The organism is Desulforamulus profundi, assembly GCF_002607855.1.
In genome coordinates this window covers 137,811-154,896 of sequence record NZ_AWQQ01000088.1, presented here as the reverse complement: position 1 = coordinate 154,896, position 17,086 = coordinate 137,811, and the positions used below count along the sequence as shown (strand labels likewise).

The 17,086-nt window shown below is 52.3% G+C and carries 7 protein-coding genes and 5 pseudogenes; 3 read left to right on the top strand and 9 right to left on the bottom strand.

Features of this window, described 5'->3' with window-relative positions; translation table 11 throughout:
- Positions 1-231: 231 nt before the first annotated feature.
- Positions 232-603: a hypothetical protein gene (locus tag P378_RS13825; protein ID WP_099083653.1), complete on the top strand. Its 372-nt coding sequence runs from the start codon at positions 232-234 to the stop codon at positions 601-603.
- Positions 579-1,148, top strand: coding sequence for a hypothetical protein (locus P378_RS13820; RefSeq protein ID WP_143338493.1), 570 nt, complete (start codon positions 579-581; stop codon positions 1,146-1,148). The genes P378_RS13825 and P378_RS13820 overlap by 25 nt, the downstream gene beginning before the upstream one ends.
- A gap of 75 nt (positions 1,149-1,223) precedes the next feature.
- Here the strand turns inward: P378_RS13820 and P378_RS19745 are convergent, their stop codons facing one another.
- The 9 genes and pseudogenes from P378_RS19745 to P378_RS13775 all read right to left on the bottom strand — a co-directional run bounded on the left by P378_RS19745 (position 1,224) and on the right by P378_RS13775 (position 14,824).
- On the bottom strand, positions 1,224-1,757 hold the full coding sequence (locus tag P378_RS19745; protein ID WP_180261108.1) for a hypothetical protein: 534 nt from the start codon (positions 1,755-1,757) through the stop codon (positions 1,224-1,226).
- A 20-nt stretch (positions 1,758-1,777) separates the two neighbouring features.
- A pseudogene (locus tag P378_RS13810) lies at positions 1,778-1,991 on the bottom strand (FAD-dependent oxidoreductase); the annotation flags it as partial.
- A 229-nt stretch (positions 1,992-2,220) separates the two neighbouring features.
- Positions 2,221-3,702, bottom strand: coding sequence for a glutamate synthase subunit beta (locus tag P378_RS13805; RefSeq protein WP_099083650.1), 1,482 nt, complete (start codon positions 3,700-3,702; stop codon positions 2,221-2,223).
- Between the two features lie 29 nt (positions 3,703-3,731).
- Positions 3,732-8,319: pseudogene (gene gltB / locus P378_RS13800) on the bottom strand (glutamate synthase large subunit).
- A gap of 156 nt (positions 8,320-8,475) precedes the next feature.
- Positions 8,476-9,809: pseudogene (glnA, locus tag P378_RS13795) on the bottom strand (type I glutamate--ammonia ligase).
- A gap of 298 nt (positions 9,810-10,107) precedes the next feature.
- A complete protein-coding gene (gene glnA, locus P378_RS13790) occupies positions 10,108-11,442 on the bottom strand; it encodes a type I glutamate--ammonia ligase (RefSeq protein ID WP_099083649.1) in 1,335 nt (444 codons plus the stop codon).
- A 144-nt stretch (positions 11,443-11,586) separates the two neighbouring features.
- The gene (locus P378_RS13785) at positions 11,587-12,171 is read right to left on the bottom strand and encodes an ANTAR domain-containing response regulator (protein WP_099083648.1); all 585 of its coding nucleotides are present in this window, start codon (positions 12,169-12,171) and stop codon (positions 11,587-11,589) included.
- Between the two features lie 170 nt (positions 12,172-12,341).
- A pseudogene (locus tag P378_RS13780) lies at positions 12,342-13,916 on the bottom strand (FMN-binding glutamate synthase family protein).
- Between the two features lie 335 nt (positions 13,917-14,251).
- Entirely contained in the window at positions 14,252-14,824 is a 573-nt protein-coding gene (locus tag P378_RS13775; RefSeq protein ID WP_099083647.1) for an ANTAR domain-containing response regulator, read from the bottom strand.
- A gap of 298 nt (positions 14,825-15,122) precedes the next feature.
- Here P378_RS13775 and asnB point away from each other — a divergent pair.
- Positions 15,123-16,961 (top strand): annotated as a pseudogene (gene asnB / locus P378_RS13770) (asparagine synthase (glutamine-hydrolyzing)).
- The last annotated feature ends 125 nt before the right edge of the window (positions 16,962-17,086 follow it).

Below are 17,086 nucleotides of genomic sequence, written 5' to 3'. Positions count from 1 at the left end.
CTGATAGATCCGGGCGCAACTGAGCCGGAAAAAGGTTTTATCCCCGGGCAGGATGTTACTGCCCAGGCCGCCGGACTGAGTCAGGCCTTTGGCAAAATCAAAAGTGAAAACAGCGCGGCTGCAAACAGGCTCAGAAACAAATATGCCGGGCTTAAGGCGGATTACCGTGATAAAAATTCCAACATCGATAATATTTTTAAAGGACTTGATCACCTCTGGGATAAGGCCGGAATGGAATTTGACGAGTTTTATTATCTCTATGAGCGTATGAGCCTGCATGCGGACAAACTTAACGAGTTGATTGCGCTGTACGAGGTCCAGCTTGCCAATCTGGAGCGGAACAAAAAGGATATGGTGCAGCAGAGTTTTCTGCATGGCAGGAGGTTTTATGAGGAAATCCAGTGGATCTCCGACAATTCCAGGATACGCCTCCAGGGTAGAACCAGGCCGGTGCAGATGCTGAAAATAGATCTGCAGCTGGACAACCAGGATGCGGCCATGCAAAGGATGAAAGATTACATCGAAGAATGCATCTTGAAGGTAAGAGAAAAAACCAGACAGGAAAAAGAGAGGATGAAGTGGGAAAAACTGTCGCCAGGCTGATGTCCAGCCGCGAACTGCTTAATGTGTTTCTGGGCAATCCTTATATTCCGGTCAGCGTGTTCAAGATTGACTTGAATATGCAGAACAGCCGCTTGAAGCTCTGGGAGGATGCTGTGCGCGAGAATTCCGGCGGTGAGAAGTTCGTTGTCTTCTTTTCCGTGCTTTCCGCCCTTATGACATATACCAGGGCCCGGGCCATGGAGGCGGCGGGAGCGGATGCCGATACCGATACCCGGGTACTGGTGATGGACAACCCCTTTGGGCCGATATCTTCGGAGCACCTTTTAAACCCGCTGTTTGAGATTGCCAGAAAACACCGTACCCAGCTCATATGCTTGTCGGACCTCAAGCAGAACTCCATCATGAACTGCTTTAACCTGATCTATATGCTCAAGGTAAGAACCAGCGCCATTGGCAGCAACGAATATTTAAAGTTTGAGGAAATTATCCGGGACGTTAACGTTGTCCAAAATGATGAAAGACTTGAAAAAGCCGTATTCAGGGCTTCGGATGTTAAACAGATATCTCTGTTTGACGGAATGTAAGCAAAACCCAAAATATGTACTATGCGGCTTTCAAAAATTATTGATCCTACTGTACCCTGTCGTCAACTGAGTTCCCTATGTAATTATCAGATCTTTGAGGAGGTTTTCCTGCTCTTCGAGGTTTTGCCGCTCCTTGGCCAGTTCAAGGCAGTTGCGGAGCATGATTTTAGCCTCTTCCCCGGTTACCTGCCGCAGTTTGCGCTGTTCCTTGATCTGGTTGATTTGCCCCCGCAGTTCCTGCCATTTTTCCCCCATCCGGGCCTGGTCCATAGTCTGCTCCCGGATTTGTTTTAAAGTTCCCAGGGCATTTTCCATGACACGGTTTGCCTGCCGGCCGTTAACCTTATCCGGGGCGCTTTGCCTGGTTTCCAGCCGTTCAGTGGTCTGCGTTTGGTCTTGGGAAGGATTGTGCTTACCGGAAGCCGGGCTTGCGTTGGAGCGAGAATCAGACGAGCCGGGGCCTGAACCGGGCGAGTTGGAGACCGAACCTCCCGATGTTTTGGAGCCTGAACCCGACCCGGAGCCTGATCCGTGACCGCCTTTTGCTGCAACCAGGACATTGCCCGAAGGCATTTCTACGGCACCCGCCTGGCTGAATGTTGCGGGCAAGATACACAGCGACCCAATCATAGCCGGATGCCAAACTCTTCGGCCCGGCGGACTTTATGCAGGGTCTCCGCGCCGGCCACCAGGGCTTTTGTTGGAATGCAGCCCCAGTTGAGGCAGGTCCCCCCCCACCTCGTCCTTTTCCACCAGGGCTACTTTGGCTCCCATTTGGGCCGCCCGGATGGCCGCCACATAACCACCGGGACCACCGCCGATTACAACCACTTGATAACTCAAGAAAAAACCCTCCTTTTGAGAAGTGGGATGTAAGAGGTTGGAGGCGGGAAAAAAGCGTAAAACCTCGTTTTATGAAGATAATTTATCCGTTAATCTTCTTAACAAAACATAGGAATGCAACCTCTGCTCTTGTACTTCGACTTAATGGCCGCAAAACCTTCCTGAGGCTGGATAAAGTATAACGCTCCCTTATTTAAGGGAGCGTTTGTTGAAAACTATAGCATTATTATCAAAGGTTTGTGAAACCCAGCAAGTAACGGTCGCACTCCCGTGCCGCTCCGCGTCCTTCATTGATGGCCCAGACAACCAGACTTTGACCCCGGCGCATATCCCCGGCAGTAAATACCCCCTTCACATTGGTGGCAAACTTGCCGTATTCAGCCTTGGCGTTGGTGCAGGCATCCCGTTCCACACCCAGACGGTCAAGCAGGGTATCCTCGGGGCCGGTAAATCCCATGGCCAAAAGTACCAGTTGGGCGGGCCAAACCTTTTCGGTTCCGGAAACTTCCCTGGGCATAAAGCGTCCCTGATCACTCTTGATCCATTCAACGTTAACGGTATGCACTTCTTTGACGTACCCCCGGTCGTCGCCAACAAACCTTTTGGTCATGATGCAATACTGCCGCGGGTCCTCTCCATAAAGGGCTGCGGCCTCTTGCTGGCCGTAATCAACTTTGTGTATTCTCGGGTACTGGGGCCAGGGATTATTGGGACCCCGTTGCAAAGGAAGCTGGGGCATAATCTCAAGCTGGACAACACTTCTGCACTTGTGGCGCAAAGCCGTGCCAACGCAGTCTGTGCCGGTGTCGCCGCCACCGATTACGATAACATCTTTCCCTGCGGCGGAAATAAAATTCCCGTCCCCGTGGTTGGAGTCCAGCAGGCTTTTGGTATTGGCGCCGAGGAATTCCACAGCAAGGTGAATGCCCTTGAGACTGCGCCCTTCCACCGGCAGGTCACGCGGTTTTGTGGCGCCCCCGCAGAGAACCACAGCGTCAAATTCCTTCAGCAGTTGATCAGCAGGATAATCCCGCCCCACTTCGGTATTGGTGACAAAGGTAACGCCCTCTGCGGCCATCAGGTCAACCCGTCTTTGAACAATTCGCTTGTCAAGCTTCATGTTGGGTATGCCGTACATCAGCAGCCCGCCGATGCGGTCCGCCCGCTCAAAAACCGTGACCCAGTGGCCGGCTTTGTTCAGTTGGGCCGCGCAGGCCAATCCCGCAGGACCTGAGCCCACCACAGCAACCTTTTTGCCTGTGCGTTTAGCCGGGGGCTGCGGTACCACCCAGCCCTCTTCAAAGGCTTTGTCAATAATGGCGCACTCCAGGCTTTTGACGGTCACCGGAGAACCCACAAGCCCCCCGGTACAAGCGCCCTCGCACAGCGCCGGGCAAACCCGGCCGGTGAACTCCGGAAAGTTATTTGTCTTCACGAGCCGGTTAAATGCTTCTTTCCACAAGCCCCGGTACACCAGGTCGTTCCACTCCGAAGGCACATTATGGTTGGGACAGCCTGAAGCCATCCCGTTGATGATCATGCCGCTGTGACAAAAGGGTGTGCCGCAGTCCATGCAGCGCGCTGCCTGTATTTTAAGTTTTTCTTCCGGCAATCGACTGTAAAACTCCTGCCAGTCGTTCACCCGCTCCAGGGGCTCACGATGCGCGGCGAGTTCCCGATTATATTCCATAAATCCGGTAGGTTTACCCATGACGTACCCCCCCAACCAATTTTGCCCGGTTAATTGCCACTGACCCGGGATTTATCCTTTTTGTTCTCTTCGAAGGCAGCCAGAACGGCCTCTTCACCGCTTAAGCCCATCTCGTAAGCACGTGCCAGGGCTTCCATCATGCGTTTATAGTCCTTGGGAATTACCCGCACGAACTTCGGCAGCAGGGTCTCCCAATGGTCCAGTATCCTGCGAGCCACTTCGCTTTGGGTATGGTTTAAGTGCTGCTCAATCAGGCCTTTAACCTCTTTAATTTCCTCAGCATCTTCCAGCTTTTCGAGAAGAACCATTTCCATGTTGCAGCGATTGGGGAACATTCCGTCTTCGTCCAGCACATAGGCAATACCACCGGACATACCTGCTGCAAAGTTCCTGCCGGTTGAACCGAGCACGACCACCCGCCCGCCGGTCATATATTCACAGCCGTGATCGCCTACACCTTCCACCACTGCCCGGACACCGCTGTTTCTGACGCAGAATCTCTCACCGGCCACACCGCGGATATAGCTTCCCCGGATGTTGCACCGTAAAAAGCTACGTTGCCGATAATGATATTTTCCTCAGGTACAAAGGTGGATTGGGCCGGCGGGTAAACAATGATCTTGCCACCGGAAAGTCCTTTTCCGATATAGTCGTTGGCATCGCCTTCCAGGGTCAGGGTTATTCCCTTGGGAACAAAGGCCCCGAAGCTCTGCCCGGCAGTTCCTTCAAAGGTTAATTGAATGGTGCTCTCCGGCAGGCCTGCGGCTCCGTAACGCCTGGTGACCTCACTCCCCAGAATGGTGCCTACCACCCGGTTAATATTGCGAATGGGCAGCCTGGCTTGCACAGGTTCTCCCTGCTCCAGGGCAGGCTGGCATATCTTCAGGAGTTGCTGCATGTCAAGGGACTGCTCCAGCCTGTGGTCCTGGGCAACCCGGCAGTATCTTCCCACGGTTTCAGGTACATCCGGCTGGTAAAGCAGGGTGGAAAGATCCAGTCCTTTTCTCTTCCAGTGGTTAACGGCGTCACTGACTTCCAGGACGTCGGTTCTGCCTACCATTTCATTGATGGTACGGAAGCCCAGTTGGGCCATCATCTCTCTCATTTCCTGGGCGATAAACCGCATGAGATTCACCACATGCTCGGGTTTGCCGGTGAAATTCTTACGCAGTTCCGGGTTCTGGGTGGCGACGCCCACCGGGCAGGTATCCAGGTTGCAAACCCGCATCATGACGCAGCCCATGGCAACCAGGGGAGCGGTGGCAAATCCGTATTCTTCGGCGCCCAGCAGCGTGGCGATGACCACATCCCGCCCGGTCATCAGCTTGCCGTCGGTCTCTACGATAATTCTGTCGCGCAGTTTGTTCAGCACCAGGGTTTGATGGGTTTCTGCCAAACCCAGTTCCCAGGGCAGCCCGGCATGCCTTATACTGGTCCGCGGGGACGCGCCGGTACCACCGTCGTAACCGCTGATCAGCACAACATCGGCCCGGCCCTTGGCGACCCCGGCAGCAATGGTGCCCACGCCCACCTCGGAAACCAGCTTGACGTTAATTCTGGCCCTCGGGTTGGCATTCTTAAGATCGTGAATCAATTCAGCCAGGTCTTCAATGGAATAAATATCGTGGTGCGGCGGTGGAGAGATCAGACCTACACCGGCTGTGGTACCCCGTACCTCCGCAACCCAGGGGTAAACTTTGCCGCCGGGCAACTGACCGCCTTCACCGGGCTTGGCTCCCTGGGCCATCTTAATTTGAATTTCATCCGCATTTACCAGGTAGTTGCTGGTAACACCGAATCTGCCGGAGGCCACCTGCTTGATGGCACTGCGCCTGGAGTCCCCGTTTGGATCGGGAACAAAACGAGCTGGGTCTTCCCCGCCTTCACCGGTATTACTCTTGCCGCCGATGCGGTTCATGGCAATGGCCAGGCATTCATGGGCTTCCTTGCTGATGGAACCGTAAGACATGGCCCCGGATTTGAACCGGCGGCAGATGGATTCTACGGATTCCACCTCATCGATGGGTACGGGCTGCCGGTTGGGCTTAAAGGTAAACAGCCCCCGTATGGTGCAGCTTTTTTGTGCTTCTTTATCCAGCAAGGTTGAGTATTCTTTAAATATGCCATAGTCACCGTTGCGGCAGGCCTGCTGCAAATAGTAAATGCTTTGCGGGTTATACATGTGGTCTTCCCCGTCATGCCGCCACTGGTAAGCGGAACCCGAATCAAGGGTATTATCATGACCGGCATAGGCCCGCCGGTGACGAAGTTCCGCTTCCCGGGCAATGGCAGCCAGGTCAATGCCGCCGATGCGGGAGGGCGTCCAGGTAAAGTACTTGTCAACAACGGACTGGTGTATACCAACGGCCTCAAAAATCTGGGCGCCGCAGTAACTTTGAATGGTTGAAATGCCCATCTTGGACATGACCTTAACAACACCCTTGGTAGCCGCCTTGATGTAGTTCTTGATGGCATCCTTCGGGTTCAGTTCGCAAATGTAGCCCTGTTGAATCATGTTGGCCAGGGTTTCTATGGCCAGGTATGGATTGATGGCGCTGGCGCCATATCCCAGCAAAACAGCAAAATGGTGTACTTCCCTCGGTTCCCCGGATTCCAACAACAGGCTGACCCTGGTGCGGGTCCCTTCCCGGATCAGGTGGTGATGGAGGCCGGATACCGCCAGGAGGGCGGGTATGGCGGCATTTTCCTGATTCATGCCTCGATCTGACAAAATCAACAGGTTGGCGCCGCCGGCGATGGCAAGGTCCGCTGCCTGAAAGAGGTCATTCAAAGCCTTTTCCAGTCCCTGACTGCCATGCGAAACGTTGTACAGGATGGGTAGGGTCACGGCTTTAAAACCTTCTTTGTTGATGCAGCGAAGTTTAGCCAGGTCTTCATTGCTTAAAATAGGGGTCTTGATGCGAATTCTACGGCAGCTGTCCGGCTCCGGTTGAATGAGGTTCTTTTCCGAACCGATGGTTGTTTCCGTGGCGGTGATAATCTCTTCCCGGATGGCGTCAATGGAGGATTGGTCACCTGGGCAAACAGCTGTTTAAAATAGTTATACAAAAGCTGTGGCTTTTCCGACAAGACGGCCAGGGAGGCGTCATTGCCCATGGCACCCACCGGGTCAACGCCGTTTTTGGCCATGGGTTCCAGGATTTTTACCAGGTCCTCATGGGTATAACCAAAGGCCTGCTGCCGCTGGGTGCTGTTTTCACAGGAAGGTTGCGGGACATCCGATGCTTCCGGCAGGTCTTCCAGGTTCACCATATATTCATCGATCCACTGGCGGTAGGGATGCTCGGAGACGATACGCTGCTTCAGTTCTTCGTCAGTCACAATGCGGCCCTCTTCGGTGTCCACCAGCAGCATTCTTCCCGGTTTGAGACGTTCCTTATAGGCAACGTTCTCCGGTTCTATATCCAGCACGCCCACTTCGGAGGCCAGGATAATCATGTCATCCTTGGTTACATAATAACGGGAAGGTCGCAAACCGTTGCGGTCCAATACCGCACCGATGATTCTACCGTCGGTAAAGGCAATGGCGGCGGGACCGTCCCATGGCTCCATCAAGCAGCTGTGGTACTCATAAAAGGCTTTCTTATCATCACTCATGCTTTCATGATGGGACCACGGTTCCGGAATCATCATCATCGCCGCATGGGGCAGTGAACGTCCGGCCAGGAAAAGAAACTCCAGGCAGTTGTCAAACATCAAAGAGTCACTGCCTTCCGGGTCAATCACCGGCAGAATCTTTTTAATATCGTCGCCAAACAGTTCGGATTGGCACATGGCCTGGCGGGCATGCATCCAGTTAACATTACCGCGCAGGGTGTTAATTTCACCGTTGTGGATTAAATACCGGTAGGGGTGGGCACGTTCCCAACTGGGAAAAGTATTGGTGGAAAACCGTGAATGCACCAGGGCAAGGGCAATTTCTATATCCGGGTCCTTTAAATCAAGGTAGAACCGGTCTAACTGCTCAGGGGTGAGCATTCCCTTATATACGATGGTCCTGGAAGACAGGCTGGCAAAGTAGAAGGTCTCCCCTTCTTTTAGCAGGGAACGGTGCGCCTCCTTCCTGGCGCGTTTTCTGATGACATAAAGCTTACGCTCAAAGTCCAGGCTGTCTTTAATTCCCGGGCTAGCCGCAATAAAAACTTGAAACATGGCCGGTTGAGCCAGCTTGGCGGTTTCGCCGATCATAGAATCGTCTACGGGGACTTCTCTCCAGCCAAGCAAGGTTTGACCTTCTTCTTGAATGGCCTGCTCCAGTATGCGCCGGCAACTTTCACGTTGATCTGCGTCATTGGGCAAAAAAAGCATACCAACCCCGTATTTGCCGGCAGGAGGCAGCTGAATATTTAATTTTGCACATTCTTTTTCAAAGAAAATGTGCGGTATCTGCATAAGAATTCCCGCACCGTCACCTGTATTGGTTTCGGCGCCCTGACCTCCGCGGTGATCAAGATTCACCAGGACGGTCAGAGCCTGATGTAAAATTTCATTTGATTTTTTCCCTTTAATGTTAGCTACAAAACCAATACCGCAGGCATCATGCTCAAACCTCGGGTCATACAGACCTTGTTTTGGGGGCAATCCGGAAAGACTCATTGTGTAAACACCTACCTTTTCCAGTTAGTTAGACAGTAAAATATTTTGAATATTCTGTTTATATACAGAGACAAAAATAGCCCGGGTTAAGGCAAACCCTTTTAAAAAGCAGCGCTACCCGGGCAAAACCTTCACTTCTATATCAATGGAGGGGTATTAGAATTTTGTCAGATATTCTTCCAGTTCCCAGGGACTTACTTGCATGCGATAGCGGTCCCATTCAATGGTTTTCGCTTCCATATACCGTTCAAAAATATGGGGACCAAGGGCTTCTTTGATCACTTCATCGGCCGCCAGCGCCTTTAACGCTTCGGCCAGGTTCTCCGGCAGGCTGCCGATGCCCAGTTCCTGACGCTCGGCCAGGGTCATTTCGTAGATGTTTCTGTCGCAGGGCGGCGGCGGCACCATCTTCTTCTTAATGCCGTCCAGACCGGCCCTCAGGCAGACCGCCAGAGCCAGGTAGGGGTTGCAGGACGGGTCGGGGCTGCGCAGTTCAATCCGGGTGGACATGCCGCGCTTGGCCGGAATCCGGATCAAAGGACTGCGGTTCCGGGAAGACCAGGCACATAGACCGGAGCTTCATAACCGGACACCAGGCGCTTGTAAGAGTTTACGGTGGGGTTGATAATGGCAGAAATGGCCTGGATATGGTTCATCAACCCTGCAATATAATTCATGCTCACCTCACTCATGCCAATGGGAGCATTGGGATCATAAAAGGCGTTTTTGCCCTCCTTGGTAATCAGGGACTGGTTCAGGTGCATGCCGGAACCTGCCATACCAAAGACCGGTTTGGGCATAAAGGTGGCATGCAGACCATGACGCTGGGCAATGGTCCGAACGGCCAACTTAAAGGTCACGATTTTATCAGCCACATCCAGGGCGTCGGAATATTTAAAGTCAATCTCATGCTGTCCCGGAGCCACTTCGTGGTGAGAAGCTTCTATTTCAAATCCCATCTGTTCCAGGTTTAGAACCATATCTCTACGGGCATCTTCACCCAGGTCGATGGGAGTCATATCAAAGTAACCGGCCCGATCGTGGGTTTTGGTGGTGGGGCGTCCCTCGCTGTCCACATGGAACAGGAAGAATTCCGCCTCGGGGCCTACGTTCATGGTGTAGCCCATTTGTTCCGCCTCGGCAATGGCCCGGCGCAGGGCATAGCGGGGGTCACCAATAAAAGGTGTGCCGTCGGGATTGTAGATATCACAAATCAGACGGGCTACCGCACCATCCCGGGGTTTCCAGGGGAATACCACAAAGGTACTGGGGTCCGGGCGAAGATACATGTCCGATTCTTCAATCCGCACAAACCCTTCGATAGAAGAACCGTCAAACATCAGCTCTCCTTCCAGGGCTTTATCCAGTTGTTCAACGGTAATGGCGACATTTTTCAACACCCCGAAGATGTCGGTGAACTGCAGTCGGATAAACTTCACATGGAGTTCCTTACATAATTGCCTAACATCGTCGTTAGTCAGTTTGGCCACAATAACACACCTTTCTTTCTGCTTGAATCTACAAGAAGTATTATATCACAGAAAACAAAAAAACCTACACACAGGTCGTCAAAAAATGCACACCCGCTGCAGGCCCCATTGCCCAAATAAAGTAAGCACGCCCTTGTGCTTTCCGTGGAGTTGTAATAATAGTATAGCAAATTCTCAACAAAAATCCATACTTTAAACGGATGAATTATGTATACTTTTAAAAAACAGCAAGAAAAGGCAAACCCTACCCTGGCCAGGGTAAAGTTTGCCTTCTGAGTATGCTATTGCACTTTAAATTCTAGTACAGGGTCAGGTATTTCTTAATTTCCCAATCGTGTACAGTGGTTCTGAACTCATCCCACTCTTCCATTTTACCTTCCACGAAACGGTTCAGGATGTGGTCGCCGAGAACAGAAGAGATAACCGGGTTCGCCTGAAGTTCCGCAATGGCCTCATGCAGGCTGCCAGGCAGACTGGCAATACCTTCCGCTGCCCTTTCTTCCGCATTCATGTGGTAAATGTTGCGCTCGGAAGGTCCCGGAGGCGCAATCTTGTTCTTGATACCATCTAAACCGGCCTTTAATGCAGCGGCAATGGCCAGGTAGGGGTTGCAGGCCGGATCCGGGTTGCGCAGTTCCACACGGGTGGACATACCGCGCTTGGCGGGGATACGAATCAGGGAGCTGCGGTTCCGCAAGGACCAGGCCACATAGCAAGGTGCTTCATAACCGGGCACCAGGCGCTTGTAGGAGTTTACGCTGGAGTTGGTCAGAGCGGCAAAGGCCCGGGCGTGCTTGATCAGACCACCGATGTAATATTTGGCTGTTTCACTCAGTTGATCCGGGGTGCTGGGATCGTAGAAGGCATTCTCGCCGTCCAGGGTAAACAGAGACTGGTTCATGTGCATGCCGGAACCGTTGATGCCAAAGATGGGTTTGGGCATAAAGGTGGCATGCAGGCCATGCCGCTGGGCGATGGTACGAACCACAAACTTAAAGGTCATAATTTTATCGGCTACATCCAGAGCATCGGAATATTTAAAGTCAATTTCGTGTTGACCGGGAGCCACTTCGTGGTGGGAGGCTTCAATTTCAAAACCCATTTCCTCTAATGTGAGTACCATAAAGCGACGGGCGTTCTCACCCATATCAATGGGAGTCATATCGAAGTAGCCGGCCTGGTCGTGGGTATGGGTGGTGGGATTGCCGTCTTTGTCTACATGGAAGAGGAAGAATTCACACTCGGGACCTACATTCATGGTGTAGCCCATTTCCTTGGCTTCGGCTAAAACTTTTTTCAGAGCGTAGCGGGGGCTGCCCTCAAAGGGAGTGCCGTCGGGATTGTAAACATCACAGATAAGACGGGCAACTGCGCCTTCACGGGGTCTCCAGGGAAATACCACAAAGGTGTCCGGGTCCGGACGGAGGTACATGTCTGATTCTTCAATGCGGGTGAAACCGTGAATGGAAGAACCATCAAACATTAATTCGCCGTCCAGGGCCTTTTCCAGTTGTTCTACGGTGATGGCCACGTTTTTCAGTACCCCGAAAATGTCGGTGAACTGCAAGCGGACAAACTTTACTCCCATCTCCCTGGCTTTTTCTAAAACTTCCTTTTTAACAGCAGCGTCCATAATTATCCACCTTTCTATTGATTAGTTTGGATGTTTTTTTAAAATAAAACGCCTTTTATAAAAAGGAATAGAAAACTCCCTCATAAAAGGCGCCATTGCCTAACGGACATCATTGTACCGGTTATGATTCAGTTGTCCCTTCCATTAGTCCTGATTGATATTATGGGCTAAAATGACTGCTTCGGCCACCGCCCGCATGGAGATGCGCTTGTTCATGCTCTGCTTTTGGATGCGTTTAAAGGCTTCATCTTCGCTCAATCTCATGGTTCTCATCAAGATCCCCTTGGCTTTTTCCACCAGCTTCCTGGTTTCCAGGGTATCTCTCAGTTCTTTGACCTGCTTTTCCAGTTTAATGATTTCCTGGTAGTTGCCCATGGCCAGTTCCACCGCAGGCATTAGATCATGTTCTTCAACCGGCTTAAGAAGAATGCTGAACACCCTTGCTTCCCGCGCCTTTTCAACTAAATCCTGCTGCATGTAATCGGTGGTTATGATCACTGGCCCTAGCTTATCTTCATACATAATGCGGGCTACTTCCAGACCGCTGAGGCCAGGCAAATGGTCCTGGATGATCAGCAAATCCGGGTGACGGGTACGCACTAACTTCAACGCACCGGGGCCGTCGGAGGCATCCCCCACAACCAGATAGCCCAGCTTACCCAACATGGTCTTTAAATGTTTGCACCATGCTTCATCCGAATCGATGATAATTATTCGTGGATTGGCCACTGGAATCCCTCCGAAATGCAAAAAGCCCAGACAGGTACAATACCTGTCTGGCAACGTTGCCATGATAGGATACAGCGTTGTATCCCTGTTATTCAACTATAGTTGTATTATAGGGTACCTTCATTAACTAGTCAATAGGCTTTAAGAAGTATACAATATATCCTTGTTAACTAGCCCAGGATTTTCTCCACTTCATCGGCATCTGCTTCCATAATGTATTTGATGCCACTTACCTGGCTGCTTCGGGTGTTAAGGCCACCAGGTCTTCACGGGTGATGTACTCCAGGCTGAACTTGCGGGCGCCGCACATAAACTGGCGGAGGCCCTGAGACAGACGTTCAAAGTAGGTGTAAACGCCGATGGCTCCTACCGGCAGAGCATCGAAACGGTCGCCCAGTTTGTCTTTCAGCACGGAGGTGTTAATGAAGACTTGTTCCAGGGTTTCGCCGTACTTCTTGTACTCATTGGGCACCTTGCCGCTCTTTAACAATTCGCCGATGTTCTTGCCCACCATGGCTGCGGTAAGGGCGGAGCGGGCCATACCGATGCATTTAACATAAGGAGCGCTCATGCAAAGCCTTTAAACATATGATCTTCCAGGGTAAAACCGCCGGCAATGGCGATGGGGGGCACATACTCGCCTCTGGCAGCCAGCTTGTCACAGTACTGGGTCAGCAGGGACTGGATATAAACAGTGGGCACACCCCATTCATTCATCATCCGCCAGGGGCTCATGCCGGTGCCGCCGCCGGCGCCGTCAACAGTCAGCAGGTCAATCTTGGCCAGGGAGGCAAATTTCACGGCTCGGGCCAGGTCGGCGGGACGGTAGGCACCGGTCTTCAGGAAGATGTATTTGGCCCCGGCAGCACGCAGTTCTTCCACCCGCTTGACAAAACCCTCTTCGGAGACCATACCGATGCGGGAATGGCGCTCGAACTCTTTAAAGGCACCGGCCTTATAGGCTTCCTGTGCTTTCGGGTCTTCGGGGTTGGGCAGCACAATGTAGCCACGACCCTTTAATTGAAGGGCCCGCTCCAGGGTGTTCAGCTTTACTTCGCCGCCGATGTCCTTGGCGCCCTGGCCCCACTTAATTTCCACCGCGTCAACGCCCAGTTTTTCCAGGGCATATTCCTGTACGCCCAGTTGGGTGTCTTCCACGTTGGCCTGCACGGCGATAAAGCCGGCACCCTGGGACCACTCCTGGAAGTCCTTCACCCTTTTGGCTAAATTGGGGGAATGAACCACACGGCCGTTTTTGATTTCCACATTGGGGTCCATGGCGCAGACGTTCTCACCGATGGCGATACCGGCGCCAGATATGGCGCAGCCCGCTGCCAGATGATCCCAGTTGTCTGCGGCCACGTTGGTGGAGCCCATGGCAGCCACCACGATGGGGGTGATCAGCTTGAGGTCTTTATTGGCGCCCAGGTATGTGTCCAGGTTGACAGCCGGGAAAATGGCTTTATCGGGATTTGCTTCAATACCATGGGCCCGACGGCGGTTCCCATGATATTGAAATGGGAGTAATCAATGGGGTAATCCTTCTGGGACGCGGAAGTGGTTTTGCCAAAGGGCTGGGGGTAAAGAACTTCTTTGCCCCGGATGGCGGACTTACCGATTTCACAGAAGCCGGGGCAGCCGTCCAAACAGGTGGTGCACATGCCGCTGAAGGGGCAGTAGCTTTCGGGGGTGCGCAGTTTAGTCAGGGTTGCGGTGCTGGCATTGGTGCCATTGCTGAATGTCATTACGAATTACCTCCTAATTTTTAGTTATTTTCTTAAAAGGTTAAACCTTTAACTGCTTAGTAATGGTGAGTATCTTTCAATTTCAACATGGTATTCCTGGGCCTTTTCCATCATCCTGAGCGGTAACAGGCTGCATCGTAACCCTCCTCGCTGGCCTCGTGGTGTAAAAAATAAAGGCGTCCCAACTAGACCCTTAGTTTTCCCTAAAGATCCAGTTGGGACGCCTTTGCCCCGGAAAAATATTTACCTGAAAATTAATATACCTTTTTTCATGTTTATCAGTCAATAAACTGACAGTAATTATATTGTATACATTTCTATACGACTCAATAATCTCAGGAGAGTGACGTAATAATCCGTTGGGCCACTTTGGTCAGAGAGCTGCTGTGGTCCATACTCAATTTCTGCATATGGCGGTAAGCCGCCTGTTCACTCATCCCCTTTTTCTCAATGAGCAGCCGCTTGGCCTGGTCCACCAGCTTCTTTTCTTCCAACATTTTTTTCAGCTTACGATTTTCCTGTTCCATTTTGTTCAGCCGCTTGAAGGTGGCCAGGGCCATTTCCAGGGCCGGCATGAGGTTTGCGTCATCAATGGGTTTGGTCAAATAACCCAGCACCGCGGAAAACTTGGCTTCTTCAATGAGTTCCCGGTGGGAATGAGAAGTCACCAAAACCACCGGCGCCAGCCGGTGCTCCTCAATAATCCTGGCCACCTCCAACCCTCTGGAACCCGGTATTTTTCCTTCCATAATAATGATATCGGGTTGGTTCTGAAAGGCAGCCTGCAGGGTGCTTCTGCCATCCTCCGTTTCGGCCACCACCAGGTAGCCTTGCTGTTGGAGCAAATCTTTCAGTTTTTTCCTGAACTCCGGATCCGGATCTGCCAGCAGGACGCGCCTTCCAAACATAGTTCACACCCCAAAAACTCTATTGAATAATAATTGTAATGCCATTAACAAGGAAAGTCTAGAACGCATTTCTTTTTCAAACTTTTCATGCATTACGGCTTGGTGCCATAAATTGTCTCCCCATTTTTAATGACACTTTTATCCCCGTCAGCGTACAATGAAATTAAGAGAAATGAAACCGTCACCGTAGCGTGACACCAGGGCAATGGCGCCACTTGGTTAAAGACTTTTACTTTAACGGGTGGCGTTTATTTTTGTTTATCACAGTAGACCTTTTTTCAAAGGAGGATGACAGCGTATGTGTGGTATTACAGGATGGATAGACCGCGAGATTCAACAGCCCCGGGACCGTGCCATTTTGGAAAACATGACCGCCACTCTTACCAATCGCGGGCCTGATGCCGAGGGATACTGGTATTCTAACCGGGCGGCCCTGGGCCACAGACGCCTTACGGTGGTTGACCCCGAGGGAGGCGCCCAGCCCATGGTCCGTACCCAGGGAGATAGGACCTATGTGATTGTCTATAACGGTGAGCTGTACAATACCCCGGAACTGCGACAGGAACTGGCATACCGGGGCTACACCTTCCGGGGTCATTCGGATACCGAAGTGTTACTGACTTCCTATATTGAGTGGGGCGCCAAATGCGTAGAGAAATTTAACGGCATCTTTGCCTTTGGTATCTGGAGCGAGGCGGACCAAAGCCTGTTCATGGCCCGGGACGCATGGGCGTAAAACCCCTGTTTTACGCCCGGCGGGGCAATGCTTTCATCTTTGGCAGCGAGTTAAAGGCGCTGCTGGCCCACCCCCTGGTAAAACCCGAAGTGGCTGCCGACGGTCTGGCGGAAATCTTTGCCCTGGGTCCCGCCCGCACCCCCGGGCACGGGGTCTTTAAGGATGTCCATGAATTGCGGCCCGGTTATTCCCTGACCTTTAAGGATGACACCCTCCGCATCCACCACTACTGGGGCTTGGTCAGCCGCCCCCATGAAGATGACCTCTGCACCACCATCAACAAGGTGCGGGAACTGTTGGAGGACTCCATCTCCAGGCAGCTGGTGGCGGACGTACCGGTTTGCACCTTTTTGTCCGGCGGATTGGACTCCAGCGCCTTTCAACCTTTGCCGCCAGGCTTATAAGAAGCAGGGCCTGGGACCCCTCCATACTTACTCGGTGGACTACGTGGATAACGACCGTTATTTTAAGGCCAGTATTTTCCAACCGAATTCCGATGCCCCCTGGGTGAAGCGCATGTCCGAATTCCTGGGCTCTCACCACCATTATATTTTCGTTGATACACCCAAACTGGTGGAGTCTTTAAAAATTGCCATGCTGGCCCGGGACCTACCCGGCATGGCCGATGTGGATTCCTCTCTGTACCTGTTCTGCAAGGAGATTAAAAAGGAGCCACCGTGGCCCTGTCCGGCGAGTGCGCCGACGAGGTCTTCGGCGGCTATCCCTGGTTCCACCGGGAAGAGGACTTAAATGCCAACACCTTCCCCTGGTCCCAGTCCACCCGTGAAAGAACCATGCTGCTTTCCCCGGAACTGGCTCATGCAATCAGACCCGAGGATTATGCAGCCACCCGCTACCGGGAAACCCTGGAGGAGGTCCCCGGATTGCCCGGTGAGGACCCTGCGGAAGCCAGAAGGCGGGAGATGTTTTACCTGAATATGGTTTGGTTTATGCAAACCCTACTGGACCGCAAAGACCGCATGAGCATGGCCACCGGTCTGGAGGTCAGGGTTCCCTTCTGTGATCACCGCATTGTGGAATATGTATGGAACGTACCTGGTCCATGAAAAATTTCAACGGCCGGGAGAAGGGTCTGCTACGCCTGGCCCTGGCCGGTGCCTGCCGGAGGATGTCTTGGAACGCCGCAAGAGTCCTTACCCCAAAACCCACAACCCGACCTACCTGTCTGCGGTGCGGAAACTGCTGCTGAATATTTTAAACGAACCTTCTTCGCCCCTGCTGCAGTTAATTAACGTTGAAGCCGTCCGGTCCATGGCGGAGTTTGAGGATGACAATTTCAGCAGGCCCTGGTTCGGCCAGTTGATGACCGGCCCCCAGCTCTTTGCCTACCTGTACCAGGTTAATGCCTGGCTCCGGGAATACAACGTAGTGATTAAATAGGCTGACTGCCGGGAATAAATTGTATTATGTATATCTCTCGCCAAACTATCCAAAGTAAAGCGGGCCGTGTTATATAATGGAGAATGATACAATGAGGTATCAAAAAATAAAGGCAGAGGCGCCTG